The sequence below is a fragment of the uncultured Draconibacterium sp. genome (genome assembly GCF_913060805.1).
Taxonomy (GTDB): Bacteria; Bacteroidota; Bacteroidia; order Bacteroidales; family Prolixibacteraceae; genus Draconibacterium.
Window position 1 is genome coordinate 1 of sequence record NZ_CAJXTC010000023.1, and the last position, 20,851, is coordinate 20,851.

At 41.9% G+C, this 20,851-nt stretch carries 15 protein-coding genes; 9 read left to right on the top strand and 6 right to left on the bottom strand.

Features of this window, described 5'->3' with window-relative positions:
• Positions 1 to 126: 126 nt before the first annotated feature.
• From fabF to QZ576_RS14325, 3 genes are all read left to right on the top strand, one after another.
• Complete coding sequence (fabF, locus tag QZ576_RS14315; RefSeq protein ID WP_297098351.1) at positions 127 to 1,368, top strand: beta-ketoacyl-ACP synthase II; 1,242 nt, start codon at positions 127 to 129, stop codon at positions 1,366 to 1,368.
• 6 nt (positions 1,369 to 1,374) lie between these two features.
• Complete coding sequence (gene rnc / locus QZ576_RS14320; RefSeq protein ID WP_297098354.1) at positions 1,375 to 2,106, top strand: ribonuclease III; 732 nt, start codon at positions 1,375 to 1,377, stop codon at positions 2,104 to 2,106.
• 63 nt (positions 2,107 to 2,169) lie between these two features.
• Positions 2,170 to 2,856, top strand: coding sequence for a lipid-A-disaccharide synthase N-terminal domain-containing protein (locus QZ576_RS14325; protein WP_297098357.1), 687 nt, complete (start codon positions 2,170 to 2,172; stop codon positions 2,854 to 2,856).
• An 82-nt stretch (positions 2,857 to 2,938) separates the two neighbouring features.
• Here the strand turns inward: QZ576_RS14325 and QZ576_RS14330 are convergent, their stop codons facing one another.
• Entirely contained in the window at positions 2,939 to 3,319 is a 381-nt protein-coding gene (locus QZ576_RS14330) for a MotA/TolQ/ExbB proton channel family protein (RefSeq protein WP_297098359.1), read from the bottom strand.
• A gap of 218 nt (positions 3,320 to 3,537) precedes the next feature.
• Between QZ576_RS14330 and QZ576_RS14335 the strand changes: the two genes are divergently transcribed.
• From QZ576_RS14335 to QZ576_RS14350, 4 genes are all read left to right on the top strand, one after another.
• Positions 3,538 to 4,623: a sensor histidine kinase gene (locus QZ576_RS14335; protein ID WP_297098361.1), complete on the top strand. Its 1,086-nt coding sequence runs from the start codon at positions 3,538 to 3,540 to the stop codon at positions 4,621 to 4,623.
• Positions 4,623 to 5,318, top strand: coding sequence for a LytTR family DNA-binding domain-containing protein (locus tag QZ576_RS14340; RefSeq protein ID WP_297098363.1), 696 nt, complete (start codon positions 4,623 to 4,625; stop codon positions 5,316 to 5,318). Before QZ576_RS14335 ends, QZ576_RS14340 begins: the two co-directional genes overlap by 1 nt.
• A 55-nt stretch (positions 5,319 to 5,373) precedes the next feature.
• Entirely contained in the window at positions 5,374 to 6,261 is an 888-nt protein-coding gene (locus tag QZ576_RS14345; RefSeq protein ID WP_297098364.1) for a cation diffusion facilitator family transporter, read from the top strand.
• Between the two features lie 134 nt (positions 6,262 to 6,395).
• Positions 6,396 to 7,937 (top strand): family 20 glycosylhydrolase, encoded by a 1,542-nt coding sequence (locus tag QZ576_RS14350; RefSeq protein ID WP_297098366.1) that lies wholly within the window; start codon positions 6,396 to 6,398, stop codon positions 7,935 to 7,937.
• A gap of 61 nt (positions 7,938 to 7,998) precedes the next feature.
• On the opposite strand, the gene QZ576_RS14355 is transcribed toward QZ576_RS14350, so the two are convergent.
• The gene (locus QZ576_RS14355; RefSeq protein ID WP_297098368.1) at positions 7,999 to 9,057 is read right to left on the bottom strand and encodes a hypothetical protein; all 1,059 of its coding nucleotides are present in this window, start codon (positions 9,055 to 9,057) and stop codon (positions 7,999 to 8,001) included.
• Positions 9,058 to 9,195: 138 nt separating this feature from the next.
• Here QZ576_RS14355 and QZ576_RS14360 point away from each other — a divergent pair, with 138 nt between their 5' ends.
• On the top strand, positions 9,196 to 10,473 hold the full coding sequence (locus QZ576_RS14360) for a hypothetical protein (RefSeq protein ID WP_297098370.1): 1,278 nt from the start codon (positions 9,196 to 9,198) through the stop codon (positions 10,471 to 10,473).
• Positions 10,474 to 10,619: 146 nt separating this feature from the next.
• Here QZ576_RS14360 and QZ576_RS14365 read toward each other — a convergent pair whose 3' ends face one another.
• Positions 10,620 to 11,366 carry a hypothetical protein gene (locus QZ576_RS14365; protein ID WP_297098371.1) on the bottom strand — a complete coding sequence of 249 codons (747 nt, stop codon included), beginning with the start codon at positions 11,364 to 11,366 and terminating at the stop codon, positions 10,620 to 10,622.
• A 178-nt stretch (positions 11,367 to 11,544) separates the two neighbouring features.
• On the opposite strand from QZ576_RS14365, the gene QZ576_RS14370 reads away from it, so the two are divergent.
• On the top strand, positions 11,545 to 11,985 hold the full coding sequence (locus tag QZ576_RS14370; RefSeq protein ID WP_297098372.1) for a hypothetical protein: 441 nt from the start codon (positions 11,545 to 11,547) through the stop codon (positions 11,983 to 11,985).
• Between the two features lie 505 nt (positions 11,986 to 12,490).
• Here the strand turns inward: QZ576_RS14370 and QZ576_RS14375 are convergent.
• From QZ576_RS14375 to alaS, 3 genes are all read right to left on the bottom strand, one after another.
• Entirely contained in the window at positions 12,491 to 14,281 is a 1,791-nt protein-coding gene (locus QZ576_RS14375) for a long-chain fatty acid--CoA ligase (RefSeq protein ID WP_297098373.1), read from the bottom strand.
• A 190-nt stretch (positions 14,282 to 14,471) separates the two neighbouring features.
• On the bottom strand, positions 14,472 to 17,546 hold the full coding sequence (gene ccsA / locus QZ576_RS14380; protein WP_297098374.1) for a cytochrome c biogenesis protein: 3,075 nt from the start codon (positions 17,544 to 17,546) through the stop codon (positions 14,472 to 14,474).
• Between the two features lie 579 nt (positions 17,547 to 18,125).
• Positions 18,126 to 20,747: an alanine--tRNA ligase gene (gene alaS, locus QZ576_RS14385; RefSeq protein ID WP_297098375.1), complete on the bottom strand. Its 2,622-nt coding sequence runs from the start codon at positions 20,745 to 20,747 to the stop codon at positions 18,126 to 18,128.
• Between the last annotated feature and the right edge of the window lie 104 nt (positions 20,748 to 20,851).

The window sequence follows — 20,851 nt, forward strand, 5'->3', positions numbered from 1 at the left end:
AAAGAATTTGATCTTGCTATTCCAGACGACGAGGCAGAAAAAATTTCTACAGTAGGTGAAGCAGTAGCTCACATCGAGGCTGCTCTCTAATTTTACCAAAAGAAGTTATATTCATAGAATTCATTTATGGAATTTAAACGGGTAGTAATAACCGGTGTTGGAACCGTTAATCCTTTAGGGAATTCCGTTGAAGAGTACTGGGAGAATCTTAAAAACGGTGTAAGCGGAGCTGGGCCTATAACTCACTTCGATGCATCGTTGCATACCACCAAGTTCGCTTGCGAGGTAAAAGATTTTGATCCTCTTAAGTACATGGAGAAAAAGGAACTCCGCAAATACGACATGTATACGCAGTATGCATTTGCATCGTCAGAACAAGCCGTTGTTGACAGTGGCATTGATCTGGAAAAAGTTGACGGTGACCGAGTAGGCGTTATTTGGGGTGCAGGAATTGGAGGCTTGGAAACTTTCCACCAGGAAGTTAGAGCTTACAAAGAGGAGCGTCCTCGTTTTTCTCCGTTTTTTATCCCTAAAATGATTGCAAACATTGCGGGTGGTTTGGTATCGATGAAATATGGTTTCAGAGGACCAAACTATACAACAGTGAGTGCATGTGCTTCAGCTTCTCATGCCATGATCGATGCGATGAATACCATTCGTATGGGAAAAGCCGACATGATCTTGACAGGAGGTTCAGAGGCCGGAGTTAATGAATGCGGTGTTGCCGGATTCAACTCTATGCGCGCACTTTCAACTCGCAATGATGATCCAAAAACTGCTTCGCGCCCATTCGACAAAGACCGTGATGGTTTTGTTATGGGAGAAGGTTCTGCAGCGTTCATATTCGAAGATTATGAACATGCCTTAGCTCGTGGAGCAAAAATTTATGCAGAAATTGTAGGTGGTGGCATGTCGGCCGATGCTTATCACATGACTGCTCCCGATCCGGAAGGAAGAGGTGCTAATCTTGTGATGAAATGGGCATTGGAAGATGCTGGGTTAAAACCTGAAGACGTTGATTATATTAACGTTCACGGAACTTCAACTCCGCTCGGCGACATTGCAGAACCAAAGGCTATTCTAAAAACATTTGGCGAACATGCTTACAACTTAAGCATCAGTTCAACCAAATCAATGACCGGTCACCTTCTTGGTGCTGCCGGAGCCATTGAAGGCCTTGCCAGCGTTCTTGCCATTATCAATGGTATTGTTCCGCCAACAATCAACCACGTTACACCAGATCCTGAAATTGACGAAAAGTTGGATTTCACATTCAACAAAGCCAAAGAGAAGGAAATCAATGTTGCGATTAGCAATACATTTGGTTTTGGTGGACATAATGCAACAGTAGTTTTCAAAAAACTATAGTAAACTGTGGTTAGAAAAATAGTACAACGAGTAAAACTCTTTTCGTCTGATCGAAAAGAGTTTTATTTGTTTTTAAAAGATCTTTTAGGATTTTACCCCCAGAATTTACGTTTGTACGATCTTGCCTTTATTCATAAGTCGGCCTCGATGGTCGATTCGCAGGGCAATTTTGTAAACAACGAACGTTTAGAGTATCTCGGCGACGCCATTCTTGGTGCTATTATTGCCGATTTTCTGTACAACCGTTTCCCGCAGGAAGACGAAGGTTTTTTAACCAAAACCCGATCGAAACTGGTAAACCGTGCCATTCTTACGCAGTTAACGCACGAAATGGGATTGCATGTTTTTATCGATTCGAATACGACAAAAAACATCGATAAAAGCCACATTTACGGCGATGCGCTCGAAGCACTTATCGGTGCCATTTATCTCGATAAAGACTATAAGGCGGCAAAATTTTTCGTTACAAAAAAGATTCTTCCTCAATTTGTTGATCTGAACGAAATTGAACAGGAAGACTCGAATTTTAAAAGCCAGTTGATTGAGTGGAGCCAGAAAAACAAACGCGAAATAGAGTTTGAAACCACTGAAGAGACCGACGAAAAAATTAAGCAGCCCCGATTTAAAGCGGTTGTTAAAATCGACAATAAAAAGGCCGGCGAGGGTGTTGGAACTTCTAAAAAAGAAGCCCACCAAAAAGCAGCTCACGAAACATTAAAAAAGCTCGACCAGCTTTAATATTTCCGATGCTCACACAGCTTATTCGTTACGTTTATTAAATTTGCCCCGCAATAACAATACATGGAAGGTATTTTAATTATAGGACTTGGTTTTTTTGCCCAGGGATTATTCTTTATCCGCACCATTGCGCAATGGTTTAAATCGGAGAAGGAAGGAGAAGTAATTTCGCCGGTAATTTACTGGCAGATTAGCCTGGTAGCGTCGATTATGATGCTGACCTACGGAATCCTGCGCCACGATTTTGCCATTGTTATGGGGCAATCGCTGGTTTACGGAATTTACATCCGTAACCTGCAGCTAAAAAATGTATGGACCAAAATGCACTGGGCCTTAAAATTTCTGGCATTGGCCATTCCGGTTGCTTACTGGGTTTGGCTGCTTACATCAGGCAGTTTTGCCAACATACTGCACAATGAAGATGTGTCACTTTTCTGGATGATTTGGGGAACCACCGCGCAAGTGGTATTTATCTCGCGCTTTTTTTACCAGTGGATACATTCCGAAAATAAAAAGGAATCATACTTCCCATTGGGATTCTGGATTATCAGTACTTGTGGTTCGTTGATGATTTTTACCTATTCGATCATTCGTCTCGATCCGGTGCTTTTTGCAGCGCATAGTTTGGGGCTCTTTACCTACATGCGAAATATTGCGCTACATTATGGAAAAAGCAGCTTATTCGAAAGGCTCAGCAAAATTCCGGTACTGAATAAAGTAATTGGTAAAGTTTCGGAAAAGATTAAGTAAACAGTTTCAGGCTGCTCTTCCAGAATAAAAAAGCAGGCCTCCCGAAGAAAACCCGCTTTGACACATAAAAGGATTACTTTGTTTAATTGTTTCCATGCATTTTCTGCTTAATAACTTCTTTTAGTACAAAGTAGATTAGTAATGATACGAGTAATACTGTAAGCCCCCAAATAGTACTGTAAAAGCTAACAATTGCCCCGCCCATAACAATTTCGGGCGAAATGTCGGCAGCTGCCCGAATGGCTTCCAAAGCCTGAACAATACCAATAATTTGCGAAAGTACACCCAGTGCAGCGGCAAATAGTCCGGCCATCCGAATCAAGCCCATAAGTTTCAAATCATAATGCTTTAGCACAGCCATTTTATAAATTTTAATTCCGGCCACTACCAGCATTAACAAGCCCATTACAGTAATTACTCCCATAAACGGGCCACCTGCTCTATGAAAATCAAAAAAGTTCATGATCGTTATTTTTAAAGTTTACACCGCAAGCTACTGCTGATTGTTCGATTAGTGCGAATTTAATCGTTTAACAACCAGAAATCAACGCTCAGTAACATTTTACAGGAAGAAATACATACCGAGCGAGTTTTGAGTCATTCATCCTTGTTTCGATGAATTTAGACGATAAAAATAGGTTAATCCAAAAATCCTCGATAATTTCCTGTTTTAATTGTGTTATGACCGATAAGATCCAACATATAATTACCCGGATTGAGAGCTCGAAATACATCCGACCTGTCTACCACGCAGCATTTTGGATAATGGTTGCCTGCTTCTACTTTTTCATGTTTAGCTGGAACAGTGCTTTTCGCGAGGCTACAATTATTTTCTCGGCCGGGTTATTGCCGGTGGCCATTTTGCTTACCTACTTTTTCAACCATTTTTTAGTGCCGCGCTACCTATGGAAAAAACGTTATGGCCTATTCCTTTTGTACAGTTTTTACACCTTGCTCGCCGGTGTTTGGCTTTCGTTACTAATCGTATTTTATGCGCTAATTTATATTCTTAAAGACAAAGCAGCCATCGATCCGTCGGTGCTTCATCCCGAGTTACAAGTGATTTCGCTGAATTTTATCGTGTTTTTTGCCATAGCCGTAAAGCAGATAAAACGTGCCTTTTTTATTCAGCAGGAAAAGAATGAATTGGAGCGCAAAAAACTGAATACCGAACTGAAGCTGAAAGAAGCCGAATTAAAACTGCTAAAAGCCCAAATTCATCCGCACTTTCTGTTTAACACGCTGAATAACCTTTACGGGCTTACAATGGAAAAATCGGACGAAGCGCCCAGTCTGGTGCTGCGCCTTTCCGATATTCTGGATTATATTCTTTACCGCTGCAATGAAAAAAAGGTGTTGCTTATCGACGAGATCATGAATCTGCAAAACTATATCGAGATTGAAAAGCTGCGCTACTCAGAGAAACTGAGCATAACAACTGATTTCCCGGAAGAAACCAATAACCTGCAAATTGCGCCGCTGCTTTTGCTGCCTTTTGTCGAGAATGCATTTAAACACGGTGTGAGCCACAATCCCGGCCGGGCGCAGATTACAACAAGTTTAAAAACACGGCACACCACCTTGGAGTTTAAAATCGAAAACTCAAAGAATCCGGTAAAACCGCAAATAGAAAGTCTCTCGAAAGGAATTGGCTTGAGTAATGTAAAAAAACGGCTCGAGTTACTTTATCCGCAAAAATACAAGTTGGAGATCGACGATAAAGAAGCGACTTTTTCAGTAACTTTATCCTTAGAATTAGCTGAATAATGTACCGCTGTATCATCATAGACGACGAACCGATTGCCATTCGGGTTATCCGGAATCACCTGTCGGTTTTTACCGATTTCGAAGTTGTTGCCGAATGCAGCAATGCGTTGGAAGCGATGCCAATTCTGCAAAAAGAAAATATTGATCTGCTGTTTTGCGATATTCAGATGCCACAAATTACGGGAGTTGATTTTATTCGTTCGATGCTGCATCCACCCAAAGTAATTTTTACAACGGCCTATCGCGATTATGCCATCGATGCATTTGAGCTAAACGTGGTAGATTACCTGTTAAAACCCATTTCGTTCGAGCGTTTTACAAAGGCGATTAACCATTTTCTCGAATTACAAACAGCTACTCCCCCGTCGATATCTGAAACGCAAGAAACCCGTGATTTTATCTTTCTTAAGGCCGATAAAAAGCATCATAAAATAAATCTTTCCGATATCCTGTATTTCGAGAGTCTCGGCGATTACGTTATTGCTTATACCTCCGACCAGAAAATTGTAACCAAGGAACGTATCAGTCATCTTTCGGATTTACTTCCGCCCAAACGCTTTCTGCAAATTCATCGCGGCTATATTGTTTCTATTGATAAAATCGAATCGATTGGTGCAGGTTTTGTCGAAATTAAGGGCAAGAAATTACCTGTTGGCAGAAATTACAAACCTGATCTTCAGAAACTGTTGTCGTAATAAACCTTTCCGTTTTTAATCTGTTTTACCTACTTTTAAACCCATAAAATTGCAAATGGAAGATAGCAGGAAATATACTGTACGTACCGGATGGTTCTCCATTATTGGGAATATTTTGCTTTCGTCTTTAAAATACTGGGCAGGAGTTTCAACCGGCTCTTTAGCTTTGGTTGCTGATGCCTGGCATTCGATTTCAGATGTTGTTACCTCTGCAATTGTATTAATCGGAGGAAAGATTTCGCGAAAACCGGCTGATGACGATCACCCGTTTGGACATGGAAGAGCCGAACATATTGCAGCCATTATTATAGGTGTTGTTTTGGCAATCGTGGCATTCGATTTTATTCTGAATGGCATTGAAAAGTTTGGAAACCGGGAACATACTTATTACAGTACCTTTGCATGGATTGCGATTATAATATCCGTTATCGTGAATGAATTGATGACCCAATATTCCTTTTGGGCAGGAAAAAAGATCAATTCCAGCATGCTTATCGCCGATGGGTGGCACCACCGAACCGATGCACTTTCATCGGTAATTGTGCTGATTGGTATAGCGCTGGGACGATCATTTTGGTGGACTGATGCCGTGTTAAGCATTATTGTTGCTATTTTAATTGGCTACGCCAGTTTCGAGATTTTGTCAAAAGAGATCAAATCGCTGCTTGGCGAAAGTCCTTCTGATGAGTTATTGGAAAAGATTCATAAAACAGTTAGCCTTAATTGCACAATCCGGGTGAACCTGCATCATATTCATTTGCACAATTACGGCCACCATACCGAAATGAGCTGCCACATCAAACTTCCTCCGGAAATGACACTCTACGAAACGCACGAAATCTGCACCAAAATTGAGAAGGCTATTAAAGAGGAATTTGGTTTTTTCACCACCATTCACCCTGAGCCGCTGAGCGATAAACTCAAATCATTTGAACGCTATTAAGGCAGAATTTCACTAAAAAATATATTGGGCAGAAACCAATTCTTTTAATCGTGCAAAAACGCAACGAGTTAGCTTGAAAATTAAATTTTTTCCATATTTTTAGCATCTATTTAAATTTTTTAAAAACTAACTAAATGAGAAAGATATCAGTTTTGTCAATTTTAGTAATCCTCATGTCTATGTTTCAGTCCTGCTCCGAAAAAGTTGAAACCGACCTCACTAAAACGGCTTTTATACCGAAACCAACCAGCGTAACAGCTACAGGCGATGGTTTCAACCTGAATAAAGCCAGTGTAATTTATGTACAAGAAGGTAGCGAAGGCGTGCTCCGCTCTGCTGAAATGCTTGCTGAAAAAATCAATCAGCTTACCGGTGGTTCTGTTACGGTTAAACCAACCGCTACTCCCCCGTCGAGGGAAATTTATATTTCTGATTTCGACAATGAAGAGCTAAATGAACAAGGTTACGAGTTGGAAATTGAAAAACACCTGATCACAATTAAAGGTGCAGATGCAGCCGGATGTTTCTTTGGCGTTCAAACGCTGTTGCAAACACTGCCTGTTTTAGCAGATAATTCGCAAACTTTATATGTGCCAACCGGAATAATTACTGATTCACCGGAATACACCTACCGTGGTGCTATGCTTGATGTTTCGCGCCACTTTTTCAATGTTGAGGAAGTAAAACAATACATCGATTTTCTGGCCATGTACAAAATGAATGTACTTCACCTGCACTTGTCGGATGACCAGGGCTGGAGAATTGAAATCAAGTCGTGGCCAAAACTTACTGAAATTGGTGGCCAGACTGAAGTTGGTGGCGGCGAAGGTGGTTTTTACACACAAGAGCAATACAAAGAATTGGTTCAATACGCAGCTGATCGCCAGATTATGATCGTTCCTGAAATTGATATGCCGGGACACACCAACGCAGCGCTTGCATCGTACGCCGAGCTGAATTGCGACGGTAAAGCCCGCGAACTATACACCGGCACCGAAGTTGGATTCAGCACACTGTGCACCGACAAAGAAATAACTTACCAGTTTATCGACGATGTAATCCGCGAGTTGGCAGAGATAACTCCTGGTCCGTACATCCACATTGGTGGCGACGAATCGCATGTTACAGCGCACGACGATTATGTGTATTTTGTAAATAAAGTTCAGGATATCGTAAAAAAATACGATAAGAAAATTATTGGCTGGGATGAAATTGCCAATGCCAAATTGATCGATGATGTAACTGTACAATTCTGGGCCGATGTTGAAAACACAACAATGGGCGTTGAAAAAGGTGCACAGGTATTAATGTCGCCTGCAGCGCGCGCTTATCTTGATATGCAGTACGATTCAACAACTCACCTTGGTTTGCACTGGGCCGGTTATATTGAAGTGGATCACGGTTACGACTGGGATCCTGCGACATTGGTTGAAGGAATTACAAAAGAGAATATTTTGGGAATTGAAGCGCCACTTTGGTCGGAAACTGTTACCAATATCGACGAAGTGGAATATATGGTTTTCCCTCGTCTGCCGGGATATGCAGAAATTGGCTGGACAGCACCAGGCGAAAGAAGCTGGGACGAATACAAAACACGTTTAGCAAAACATGGCAAACGTTTCGAAGCACTGGGTATCGATTATTACAAATCGGCCCTCGTTCCGTGGGAAGAATAGAAAAAATTGATAGTATTAAAATATTGAAGACGGGTTGCAAAATTGCAGCCCGTTTTTTTTATTATTCAAATTCTACTTTTGCAATACGGCCACCGCTTCCGGCAGCAAAGCCTGCCAACCGATTCGGAATTGCTCTAAACGTGAAATAACCTTCATCTGAAAGAAAATTCCAATTGATTCCGCCGTCTGTTGAAATATCGCAACCGGTTTTTCCGATCGCAAATACAAATGAATCGTTGCCTGCTTTTACCTCCTGAACACACGAACGGTATTCTTTTGGCATTGTTACAGCCGGCTGCCAGGTATCTCCGCCATCAAAAGTATACGAAGCAATATTGGTATTCAGTTCCGGCTGATCGTATATTCCACCTACAATTATTCCTTCTTTGTCATTTTTAAAAGCCACAGAAAATATTCCTGATGATGCCAATCCGCGAATCATTGGTGTTTTCGAAACTTGCCACGATTTTCCAAAATCTTCAGAATAAAACACACGAGCCGCTTTCCCGCCACTGGCGATCCATGCTTTCCCTGACGGCAAATATTCGATACAAGTATTCGAGGCTGCAAAGTTGGCCTCCCCTTCTTCTACCGGAGGAAGATCTGTAACCTGAGTCCATGTGTTTCCGGCATCTTTTGTACGCAACACAAAAAACTTTCCGTCAATCGGATCACTCACGGCCAAACCATTCTTTGCATCCGCGAATTTTACCGAGTTAAAAAACAAGCCGCTTGTAGTGTCACTGAAAACGACATTCCAGGTTGCTCCGCCATCAACGGTTTTGTAGCCAAACTCAGGACCGGCCACACCAAAAACGAGGGCCGTATTTTCGTCCCAGGCATGAATACTGCGGAAGTCGTTTTGCTCAGTGTCCGGAACCGTAACATCTTTCCAACTGTTACCGCTGTTGGTCGATACCAACACTGTTCCTCCCGATCCACTCGCCCAAACAACGTTTTCATCAACTACATGCAGTCCGCGAAAACTGGCGTCAGTAGAAGTATTAAGTTCTGTAAAAACAACTCCCTCTACCGTCTTTTTCTGATTAGCACACGCCACAATCATAATGCAGCCGATAAAAAACAATAATCCCGATCGTATTCTTTTGATTTTTCTCATGGCATTAAAAATAGAAATAACTTTTGTCCCGCACCTCAAATTGACACTTTACGCACAAAAAAATCATACAAAAAACGCCCAATTTCTTTATCTTGTGCATCCGTAAAAAATAATCTAAACCATAAATTTAATAGCATTATGACCAAAGCAACTGAATTTCTGAAAAGCCACATAATGACGGCTGAAGACATTAAAATGAAGGAGGTGGTGAACGCCTTTTTAGACGAAATGGCAAAAGGATTGGCCGGGCAGGAAAGTTCTCTACTGATGTTACCAACGTATATTGAAGCCGATGGAGAAGTGAAAGCCAACGAACCTGTTGTTGCCATCGATGCCGGCGGAACCAATTTTAGAGCTGCCAAAGTTTATTTCGACGACAACCTGAAATTGGTAACAGAAAATATTAAAAAAGCTAAAATGCCGGGTGTTGAAAAAGAACTGACAAAAGCTGAGTTCTTCGATACTTTTGCATCGTACCTGGCAGATTACAAAACCACATCAGACAAACTGGGATTTTGCTTTTCGTATGCTGCAGAGATTTTCCCGAACAAAGACGGTAAACTGATCGAATGGAGCAAAGAAGTGAAAGCGCCCGATGTAATTGGAGAAATGATCGGCGAAGGACTTCTGAACGCCATGCAAACACCCGACAAACAACTGGTGCTGATGAACGACACCGTGTCGACCCTACTTGCCGGGAAGGCAGCACGCGCCGTAAAAGCCTACGACACTTACATTGGTTTTATTTTGGGCACAGGAACCAACACCAGCTACATCGAAGCCAATAAAAACATTACCAAAACCGACGGGCTAAACATGGAAGGCAGCCAGATCATCAATATCGAATCGGGCGCATTTACACTGGCTCCACGCACTGATATTGATATTGCTTTTGATAACACTACCGAGAATCCGGGCCGTTATGCTTTTGAAAAAATGTTCTCGGGTGGGTACTTTGGCGGATTGTGTACAAAGGCGTTAAAAACTGCAGCGGCGGAAGGCGTTTTTACCAACCCTGAAGTTTTTGAGAATCTGCAGGAATTAACATCGGAAGAAGTAAATAATTATGTGCACGGCATTGAAAGTGCCCACAATGTATTACCCGGAGTATTCACCAGCGATTCAGATAAAATGTTGGTTGCCGAAATTATCGACAAACTAATTGAGCGCGCAGCAAAACTGGTAGCTGCTAACCTGGCGGCTGTAATTCTGCAAACCGGAAAAGGTAAACACCACGAAAAACCGGTTTTAATGACCATTGAAGGAACAACGTTTTATAAACTTCATAATTTCCGGCAACTATTTGAAAAATACCTGCAGGATTTCCTTTCGGGAGATAATCAACGGTATTACGAAATTGTGGAAGTGGAAAACTCAAGCTTACTAGGTGCAGCTATTGCAGCCATTGTAAACTAATTGATTTGGTGAGGATTTCTTAAAGGAAAAGATGTTTTAAAAGGACGTCACCCTGAACTCGTTTCAGGGTCTGTTTCCCGCCAAACAAGATTCTGAATCAAGTTCAGAATGACGGAGTAAGCAGCCAGCAAGAAAACCTCATCATTTTAATTTTCAACAAGTGGAAAAACGCGTGCACGCATCAAGTCGAGCACAAATACCTGTTGAAACCGCGACTGAAATTCTTCATGACTGATCTTATTCAACAGATTGATATTCTTATCCGCCCGCAAACAATCAGTAGTAATTAAAAGCCAGTATTGTTGCAATTGTTGTTTTTGATAGATCCGCAGTTTCTCATCCTTTTTGGCAATCGCTAAACGAATATCTTCAACCACATTATTCGAAATGCCGAGATTATTCGAACGCTCCCAAACCGACTCTTTTAACTCGGGATGATGAGCGATCAATACTTGCTCCAGCCCGTCAGGCAGATCGGAATTCGTGAGGATTTTATGAAAAAAGGCTCCATCGGTTTTGCCTTCGATAGCAGATTTTATTGTTGCCACTGTTTTCGATCGTACCATTAATTCGCGTTCAGGCGAGATCAGGTGTTTCTCGAAAAACATAAATTTCACAAAAAGTTTTGCATCTGATCCGTCTTCAAAAAGCTCCTTCATATCCTCAACCAATTCATCTCTAAAGTTAATTTGGGCTTGTACCTCTTCTGTTTTTGTTACAGCGTTGGCGGGGTTTAGCCGTGTAAGTTCAATTCCCAGTTTGTGTGCGTTTTTCATTTTCACCACAAAATCGGGCGACTCCGATGCCACAACTTTCCCATTCGGAAAACCGGGGTAGCAATCTCTAAAATAGTTCACCAGTAAAACTTCCAGCTGTTTCTTTACTTCCTGCATTTTCGCTAATTTGTGTTTTGAGTCCTCATTCTCAAGAGTTTGTTATTGGAACAACTAAAGATAAGAAAATACGGCATTGAAAAAACTGATCGGATTATCATAAAAACAATCAATGTTTTTGTATAAATTTTCAACCAAAAACAAAATCTGGTGTTACATTTCAATAAAATCATAATTTATGTATCAAGGACTATTACACGCACATAACGGATTTCGCTGGTTGGTTTTAATCGCACTTTTATTTGCAGTTTTGCTTGCAGTAAGCGGCTGGGCAAGTAAACGAAAATGGGGACGGGCCGATAACCTTTCCGGACTAATTTTGGTAATGATAATGGATATTCAGTTTCTGCTGGGAATTGTATTATACGCCTTTGTTAGCCCGATTACCAAAGCTGCATTTAACGATTTTGGAGCAGCTATGAAAAACAGCGATCTGCGTTTCTACGCCGTAGAACATATTCTGTTAATGATTATTGCACTTGCATTGGTGCACATTGGACGGGCAAAATCGAAAAAAGATGTGGCACCGTTAAAGAAATACAAGGCATCGGCAATATTTTACGGAGTTGCTTTAATACTAGTTTTGGCAGCCATTCCGTGGGACAGAGCTTTGTTTTAGCCATAGTCGATTAAAAAAAGGAGTATCGTACTGAGTACGATTAAAGAAAAACGCGTGATTGGTGTATCGTACTGACTACGTTTGACGAAAACCGCGTGGGTGAAGTATCGTACTGAATACGATTGAAGAAAACTGTGTTGGGAAAGCATCGTACTGAGTACGTTTGAAAAAAACTGCGTTGGGGAAGCATCGTACTGAGTACGTTTGAGGAAGATTAACGATACGTAGAATAAAGTGTGTTAATATAAAAGACTCCCTGTTCAATTGACATTTCCAAATTTTGAAATGTTTCGCGAATAAAAAAGGCTGCAAGAGATAAACTCCTGCAACCTTTTAAGCTTGGTTCAGCTTGTGCTTTCGCACCTGTTTCTTAAATGCTATACCGATTTAATATCGAAATGAGCCTTTAGTTCGCGAGCTCCTAAAGTCTTTTTCGTTTATTATCGGCATTAACCATTGTAATCTCAACGTATCGCTTAAAGCTCACGTTGAAATACAACTGGTTTTACTTCTTTGCCCCTACGGCATATATATCATCAATTAAGTGCTGGTATTTTACTGCTACCGCATTTCGTCTCAGTTTTAATGTTGGCGACAGTTCGCCCGATGTTGGAGTCCACTCTTCGTGTACCAACCGAATACGACTAATCTGTTCGTGCGATCCCAAAGTCTTATTAATCTTAGCAACTTCTTTTTGTAATTTCTGAATGACTTCCGGAAGTTGAATCAGCTCCTCATTATTCTCGTAATGCACTTTGTGTTCGCCGGCCCAGTCATGCAGTATTGGGAAACACGGTGAAATAATGGCACTTGCAAATTTTTCGTTGGCACCAATTACCATTACCTGCTCAATCAGCTCCGATGTTTTCAACTTGTTCTCAATCATTTGCGGAGCAATATATTTTCCGCCCGACAGTTTAAATATCTCTTTCTTACGGTCGGTAATTTTCAGGTATTTATCATCTACCAAAACACCAATATCACCGGTATGAAACCATCCGTTCTCATCGATCACTTCTTCGGTTAATTCCGGCGCTTTGTAATAGCCCATCATTATTCCGGGGCCTTTGCACAAAATCTCGCCGTCGGGTGCAAATTTCACATCGTAACCTTTCAGAATAGGGCCAACTGTTCCAACCATCATTTCCATTGTAGTTGGATTATTTACCCCAATTACCGGCGAAGTTTCTGTTAAGCCATACCCTTCGAGCGTAGTAAGTTTTGCCATACCAAACAGGCGGGCAATTCGCGGCTGAAGGGCAGCGCCACCCGAAACAATGTATGTGATATTTCCACCAAGAGCTTCTCTCCATTTGGAATAAATCAACTTGTCTGCCACCGAAATTTTCAGTTGCATTAACGGGCCAAACTTTTTATTGTATTCAAAATGACGAGTCAGATTCAGTGCCCAGAAATATAATTTCCGCTTAATTCCTGAAAGTTCTTTTCCTTTCGCTACAAATCCGTCGTAAACTTTTTCGAGCAAACGTGGCACCGAGTTAAACATGTGCGGTTTCACTTCTTTAATCGACGAAACAATCTGCGCCAGGTTTCCAACATAATAAACACCCATTCCACGGTACTGAAAGTGATAATTTACACTTCGCTCGTAAACATGGCAAAGCGGCAGAAAACTCAAGGCCCTGTGCTCTATTCCCAGATCGTGAAGTTTTGCGTGTTCTGTAAAATTCGATACCAAATTGTTGTGACTCAACATCACTCCTTTTGGCACACCTGTTGTTCCCGAGGTATAAATAATCGTTGCCAGGTCCTCAGGCTTAATATCCTTTTTAGTGGCTTCCAGCACTTCTGCAAATTCTTCTTTTTTCTCTTCACCCAAATCAAGAATTTGCTCATAGTTTTTGGCTCCTTCTACCTCCTCAAAAGTGTAAACAGCATCAACACCGTCAATCATATTGGCCAGCGGGCACATGCTTTGGAAAAGCTTTTTATCGCCTGCCAGAATAATTTTCACTTCGGCATGCTTCAGAATATATTTATATTCATCGTCGCCCAAGGTGGGGTAAATTGGCACGTGAACAAAACCGCCCATTGCCAATCCCATATCGGCAATATTCCACTCGGGACGATTGGTGGTAACCGTAGCAACTTTATCGCCACGTTTTAACCCCAAAGCCATAAGTCCCATGGCAAACTGGTGCGATTTTTCGTAATATTCTTTGGTTGAATAAGTATACCATTTTCCATCTTTTTTTCCGGCAATGGCATCTGTACGGGGGAATTCGTTTAATGCGCGTTCGAGAACATCAAAAGTACGTGTAACTGTCTGTCCCATATTTCAATTTTAAAAACTTCGAAATATAAGGCTTTTGTTGTTGGTTGATTTACAAAGCGTTTATGCTATTTTTCAGCTTTTATTATTTATATGCATTCTAAATAATTTTAATTATCTGTATTACAAAAAGTTAAAACAGACACTGTCGACTTTCAGAGCCTATTGTTCTAAAATTTTACTTAGAAAACGATTAATCCTCAGCCTCAGCTTCAGCGAGTTGCTGCTGATATTTATTGTCTTTTATGTACGCCCAAATTATTAATCCGGCCAACACTAAAATCGATGCCGGAACTGCCGGATCTACCCCATCGGCAACACCTTTTCCGTACGAATGTAACCCTGACAGGTAATAGTTCACGCCGAAGTAGGTCATCAGTACCGAGGCAAAACCAAGTATCGACGCAAAATTATAATTGAAAATTCCTTTCAACGAAGGAATCAGCCGCATGTGTACAATAAACGAGTAGATCACTACGGTAATCAATGCCCAGGTTTCTTTCGGATCCCAGCCCCAGTATCGGCCCCAGCTTTCGTTGGCCCAAATGCCGCCAAGAAATGTTCCGATGGTAAGAAAATACAGACCAACCGTTGCCGACATTTCGTTGATGGTTGTCAGTTGTTCGATAAATCCATTTACTTTTGATTCGTTCACACCTCTTCGCAGAACGATCAGAATCATAACCAAAACTCCCAGGAACATACTCAAACCAAGAAATCCATAGCTTGCCGTAATAATGGCCACGTGAATAGCCAACCAGTATGATTTTAGTACCGGAACCAGATTGGTTACTTCCGGATTCATCCAACTCAGATGAGCCACAAACAGTGCAATTCCGGTTAAGAATGCAGCAGTACCCACTACCATCGGGTATTTTCGGCCAAATATAATTCCGGCCAACATGGTTGCCCACGCAACATAAACCACCGATTCGTATCCGTTACTCCACGGTGCGTGGCCTGAAATGTACCAGCGCACAATCAAACCAACCGTGTGCACCAAAAACAGTATTAAAATGAATCCGAAGAAAGAAATCCGTAGAAATGATGGCAATTGTTTTTGTCTGAAAATATTTATAAAAAGTACCGTTAACAGCAAGAAACCAAACAAGAGGTAAAACGGAAAGATGCGTTTAAACGGATTTACTTTATTGAATAGAATTTCAACGTTTTTCTTTTTCTCGCCGGGCAAAAGATCGGCTCCGTATTTCACCTGGAAATTATCGACTGCCTGCAACACCTGCACAGCATTTGCACTTTGGTTTTCGGTAATCGACTGTAGCAACAGCTGAAAACCACTTTGTATAAAAATAGAATCGCCGTCGGTGTATTCAGTTGGAGTACTTCCGGGAGCATACCAGGTATCCTCCACTCGTTCGCGCGGGAACAAATGGAAAATTGAACCCTGAAATACCATAAAACAGATATTTACGCGCTCGTCAACGTTAATGTATTCCTTATCCATGCGGTTGCGCATTCCGGGAGCTTTAGCGTAAGCCGCCCGCACCGCATCCGCAATTTTATAATTGCCGTTGGCATCAAAAAGCGATTCAACCGTAATAAATTTATTTTGTGCGCCGAGCGCCCCTTCCAGCGATTTATCGGCAACCTTTATAATAGGCATCGATTGCCAGATTTCGGGATATGCCATCATACTCAGCACTACTCCATCGGCTGACAATCCATACAAACCTGATTTACGGCTTATCTTTCGAACAATCTCTCCCGACAACGTTGACACCGGTTCAATTCGTCCGTCGACACCCTGCACCCATAATTCGCTGAATTCTTTTACCACTTCCTTGTCAATCGACGGGATTCCTGCTCCAACGCCACTTTGTGCCGATGCTGAAAAAGCTACACTTCCCAACACCGCAATAAGCGCAATTACTTTTACCGAACTGGCTTTTAACTTCTTCGCCAAATACTGGAAATAGGAATTTGGATTTATCAGCGACATGATACAACCAACAATAAGCAGGAAATAACCGAGGTACGAAATCCACGTTCCCCAAAAGTCGTAATTAACCGAAAGAATCGTGCCTTGTTCGTCCACATCGTACGACGATTGGAAGAACTTGTATCCCCGGTGATTCAGTGTGTTATTCATGAAAATGCGAATATCTTCGTTAATGCCTTTTTCCTGGTCTACCAAAACAACTTCCGAAGCAAACGACGACGGCGAGTTGGAGCCCGGATAATGTTCCAACTGAAAATCTTTTAAATGAATACTAAACGGAACCTGCAGCGGCAATGCGCCATAAGCCAGTTTTAGCGTACCGTTGCCAAGCGGAACACGCACAGTATCGGGGCGTTGCCCGGAATGACCAAACACCGGTACATTTTGCTGGCGTATACCATCCGAAACCTGAATCATTACAGCATCTTCTCGTGTTTCGGTCTGACTTTTTACTGCTGTAAATGTGGCACTTGGCAAGAATTTTCGAACTAAAAAGCGAAAATTGTCATAACCGTATAAGAACATCGGTTTTACCGCAATTGTGTCACCGGGATGAATATCGACCGTTTCCTGAGTGGCCATGGTCGTTTCTTCAAGTTGTGCAAAAGAGGTCATATAAAGTGTGCCGTCCTGCGTAAAAAAGTTGATCACCTTTTCTTCATCCACCTCAAAACCGGCAGTAAAACCGGGGTAATCGAGCACATCTCCTTCTTTAAAAGAAAACGACTGCATTCCCTGTGCTCCGGGTGCCGAAAAAACAAAATCGATAACCGGCTCTCCCGAATCGGAAGCGATGGCTTTTTGTTCCGCATTTTCGATAAAACCAACGGCTTTTACTTTTACCGCTTTTCCGTTAACATCAAATTTTGCAGAATACTGCTTCGGTGTAATCTCCGAAAACCGCACCTGCTTCACCTTTTCCTGACCGTCAAATCCGGCATAAAAATAATCGTTGGTAGAGAGAATCGAATTGGCTCTCTCACCTTCGCGAATGTGCATTACTCCCTCGAAACTGATAAAGCGCGTAACGGCACCTCCCAGTATCATCACCAAAAAAGACACGTGAAAAATGCCGAGTGTGTATCGCCTGTTGGTGAAAAAACGGTAGCGAAACATGTTATTAATAAGGTTTAGCGCAAACAGCCCCCAAAGTACCTCGAACCAATGCGTGTTATACACCAATGCGCGGGCGGTTGGCGTGCCATAACTGCTTTCGATAAATGTGGCCACAGCCATTGAAAAAGCAAGCCCAAGAAAAATAAATGCCGCGAACGGCATGGATGTTATAAAGGAATAGAATTTCTTCATCTCTGTTTTATCAATTTAATTCCAAGTCTTTTGTATAACCATTTTCTCTCAAAATAGTTGCTGAAAATAATCCTTATTTAGAACAAATCAAAAAAAGAGATAAAACAAAAACCTCTTTGGTATTTTTTTAAACGAAACATAAGGTGCGAACGAGGCAGCAACTTTTTATCTCATTTCTTTTGCTGAGAAATTGAGAATCAATTAGCAAATTGTCAATTTTTTAACAATTTTAGACTCCCTTGGTTACAAATGTCTCGTCCTACACATGTAGGGCAAGACAAATGTAACATAAGAGATAGTTTTACCAATCTAGGATGCTGTTCTTTCAGTGTAGGGAGACTTTTTTTGATGTAGGAGCGCTTCTTTTCTGTGTAGGACGACTACTTTTCAACGTAGGAGACCATTTCATCAATGTAGGACGACTTTTTTTTGCATTACGGACAAGCAAAGGGGCACTTTAAAACAAAAAGACCTTCAAGGTTTTGGAAACCTTGAAGGTCTATTAAGCAGCGGTTAAAAACCGCTAATCCCTTCTGTGGGAATCTGCGAAACCCGCGTTATCAGCGTTCTGATTTCATCTTACTGCAAAAACGACAGTGCTTTTTCGATAGCCGCCTGCAGGCCGTCAACATCTTTACCACCGGCAGTAGCATAAAATGGCTGGCCACCGCCACCACCTTTAATTTCTTTTCCGGCTTCGCGAACAATCTGTCCGGCGTTTAAACCTTTATCGGCAACAATATTATCCGAGATCATTACTGTCAGGTTTGGTTTGCCGTTTACTTCGGCACCAATTACCAAAAACAAATCTTCAATCTCGCCTTTTAGCTGGAAAGCCAAATCTTTTACTAATCCGGCATTGTCGATTATAATTTTATCGGCGATGATATTTACACCGTTTTCGTTTAATACTTTACTCTTCAGATTGGCTTTGGTCATTTTCAAACTCTCTTGCTGGAAAGCATCGATTTGTTTGCTCAACTCCGAATTTTGCTGAAGCAGCGTTGTTACACTACCCAGAACATCTTTCGAACCTTTCAGCGTTTCTTTGATGTTGTTGATCAGCGCCAATTGATCGTTAATGTATTTCTCGGCACGATCAGCAGTAATTGCTTCAATTCGGCGCACACCTGCAGCGATTGCACTTTCCGATACAATTTTCAACATACCGATCTGGCCGGTTGCAGCAACGTGCGTTCCTCCACACAATTCAACCGATTCTCCAAACTTAATTACACGAACTGCCTCGCCGTATTTCTCACCAAACAACATCATTGCACCTGTTGCTTTGGCTTCTTCAATCGGCATTTCTCGGTTTTCTTCTTTAACTGAATTGGCGCGGATCTTTTCGTTCACCCGTTTTTCAACCTCGGCAATTTCCTCATCGCTCATTTTCTGGAAGTGCGAAAAGTCGAAACGCAAATGATCGGCATTTACCAATGATCCTTTTTGCTCAACGTGCGATCCCAAAACTTCACGAAGCGCGGCATGCAACAAGTGAGTTGCAGTGTGGTTATTGGCAATGTTTGTTCTGCGTTTGGCATTCACCACCGCATTAAATGTTTCTTCCGGATTTTGTGGAAGCTGATTTACCAAATGAACGATAAGGTTATTTTCTTTTTGCGTATCAACAATCGATGTTTTTACACCATCGAACTCAATGTAACCGGCGTCGCCAACCTGACCACCCGATTCGCCATAAAATGGTGTTTGATCGAATACCAGCTGGTAAAATGATTTTTTCTTCTGCGTTACTTTGCGGTAACGGGCTATTTTAATTTCGGCTTCCAGTTTGTCGTAGCCTAAAAATTCTGTCTTTTCAATTTTGCGCAGTTCCACCCAATCATCGGTTTCCTGTGCTGCGGCATTTCTCGAGCGATCTTTTTGTGCCTGCATTTCCACAGCAAAACCTTTTTCGTCAACTCCCAAACCATTTTCGCGGGTGATCAACTCGGTCAGGTCAAGCGGGAAACCAAAAGTATCGTACAATACAAAAGCATCCTTCCCTGCAATTTCTTTGGCACCGTCGTTTTTCGCTTTCGAAATAATATCGTCGAGCAATTTTATACCGGTTGAAAGTGTGCGCAGGAACGACTCTTCCTCCTCCTTAATAACCTTTTCGATAAGCGTTTGTTGGCTTACCAACTCAGGGAAAGCTTCGCCCATTGTATCTTTTAATACGGCAATTAAACGGTAAATAAAGGCATCTTTTAAATCGAGGAAAGTATAACCGTAACGAACAGCACGGCGCAAAATACGGCGGATTACATAACCGGCTTTATTATTCGATGGCAACTGACCATCGGCAATGGCAAAAGCCACGGCACGAAGGTGGTCGGCAATAACGCGCATGGCGATATCCACCTTTTCGTTTTCGCCATATTTTTTGTTACACAGCTTTCCTATTTCGGCAATTGTATTCTGGAAAACATCAGTATCGTAATTCGATTGAACGCCTTGTAAAACCATACACAAACGCTCGAAACCCATTCCGGTGTCAACGTGTTTGGCCGGCAAACTTTCCAAAGCTCCATTTGCTTTTCGGTTAAACTGGATAAATACCAGGTTCCAGATTTCGATAACCTGCGGGTGATCCATATTCACCAAGTCGCGTCCGGGAACTTTTGCACGTTCTTCTTCCGAACGAATATCAACGTGCACCTCCGAGCAAGGTCCGCAAGGTCCGGTTTCGCCCATTTCCCAAAAGTTATCTTTTTTGTTACCGTTCAGGATGCGGTCTTTTGGCAGGTACTGTTCCCAGTATCCGGCAGCTTCGTTGTCGCGCTCCTGGTTATCATCGGCACTTCCTTCAAAAACGGTGGCATACAAACGGCCGGCGTCAATTCCCATACGATCTACCAAAAACTCCCACGCCCAATCGATGGCTTCCTTCTTAAAGTAGTCGCCAAACGACCAGTTTCCCAGCATTTCGAACATGGTATGGTGGTATGTATCCAAACCAACTTCTTCCAAATCGTTGTGTTTTCCTGAAACACGCAGACACTTTTGCGTATCGGCCACCCGCGGATATTTTACCGGTTCGTTACCTAAAAACTGGTCTTTAAACTGGTTCATCCCCGCATTGGTAAACATCAGCGTGGGGTCGCCTTTCACAACCATCGGTGCTGAGTTTACAATCTGATGTTCTTTCTCGGTAAAAAAGTCGAGAAAAGCCTTACGTATCTCTTTAGAAGTCTTCATTTTCCGTCTGTATGATTTATGAATTCGTTAAAAATATTTAATGCAAAGAAAACAAATTCATTAATTATGAGTTATTTACTTACCTTTGCCGCGTGAAAAATCAC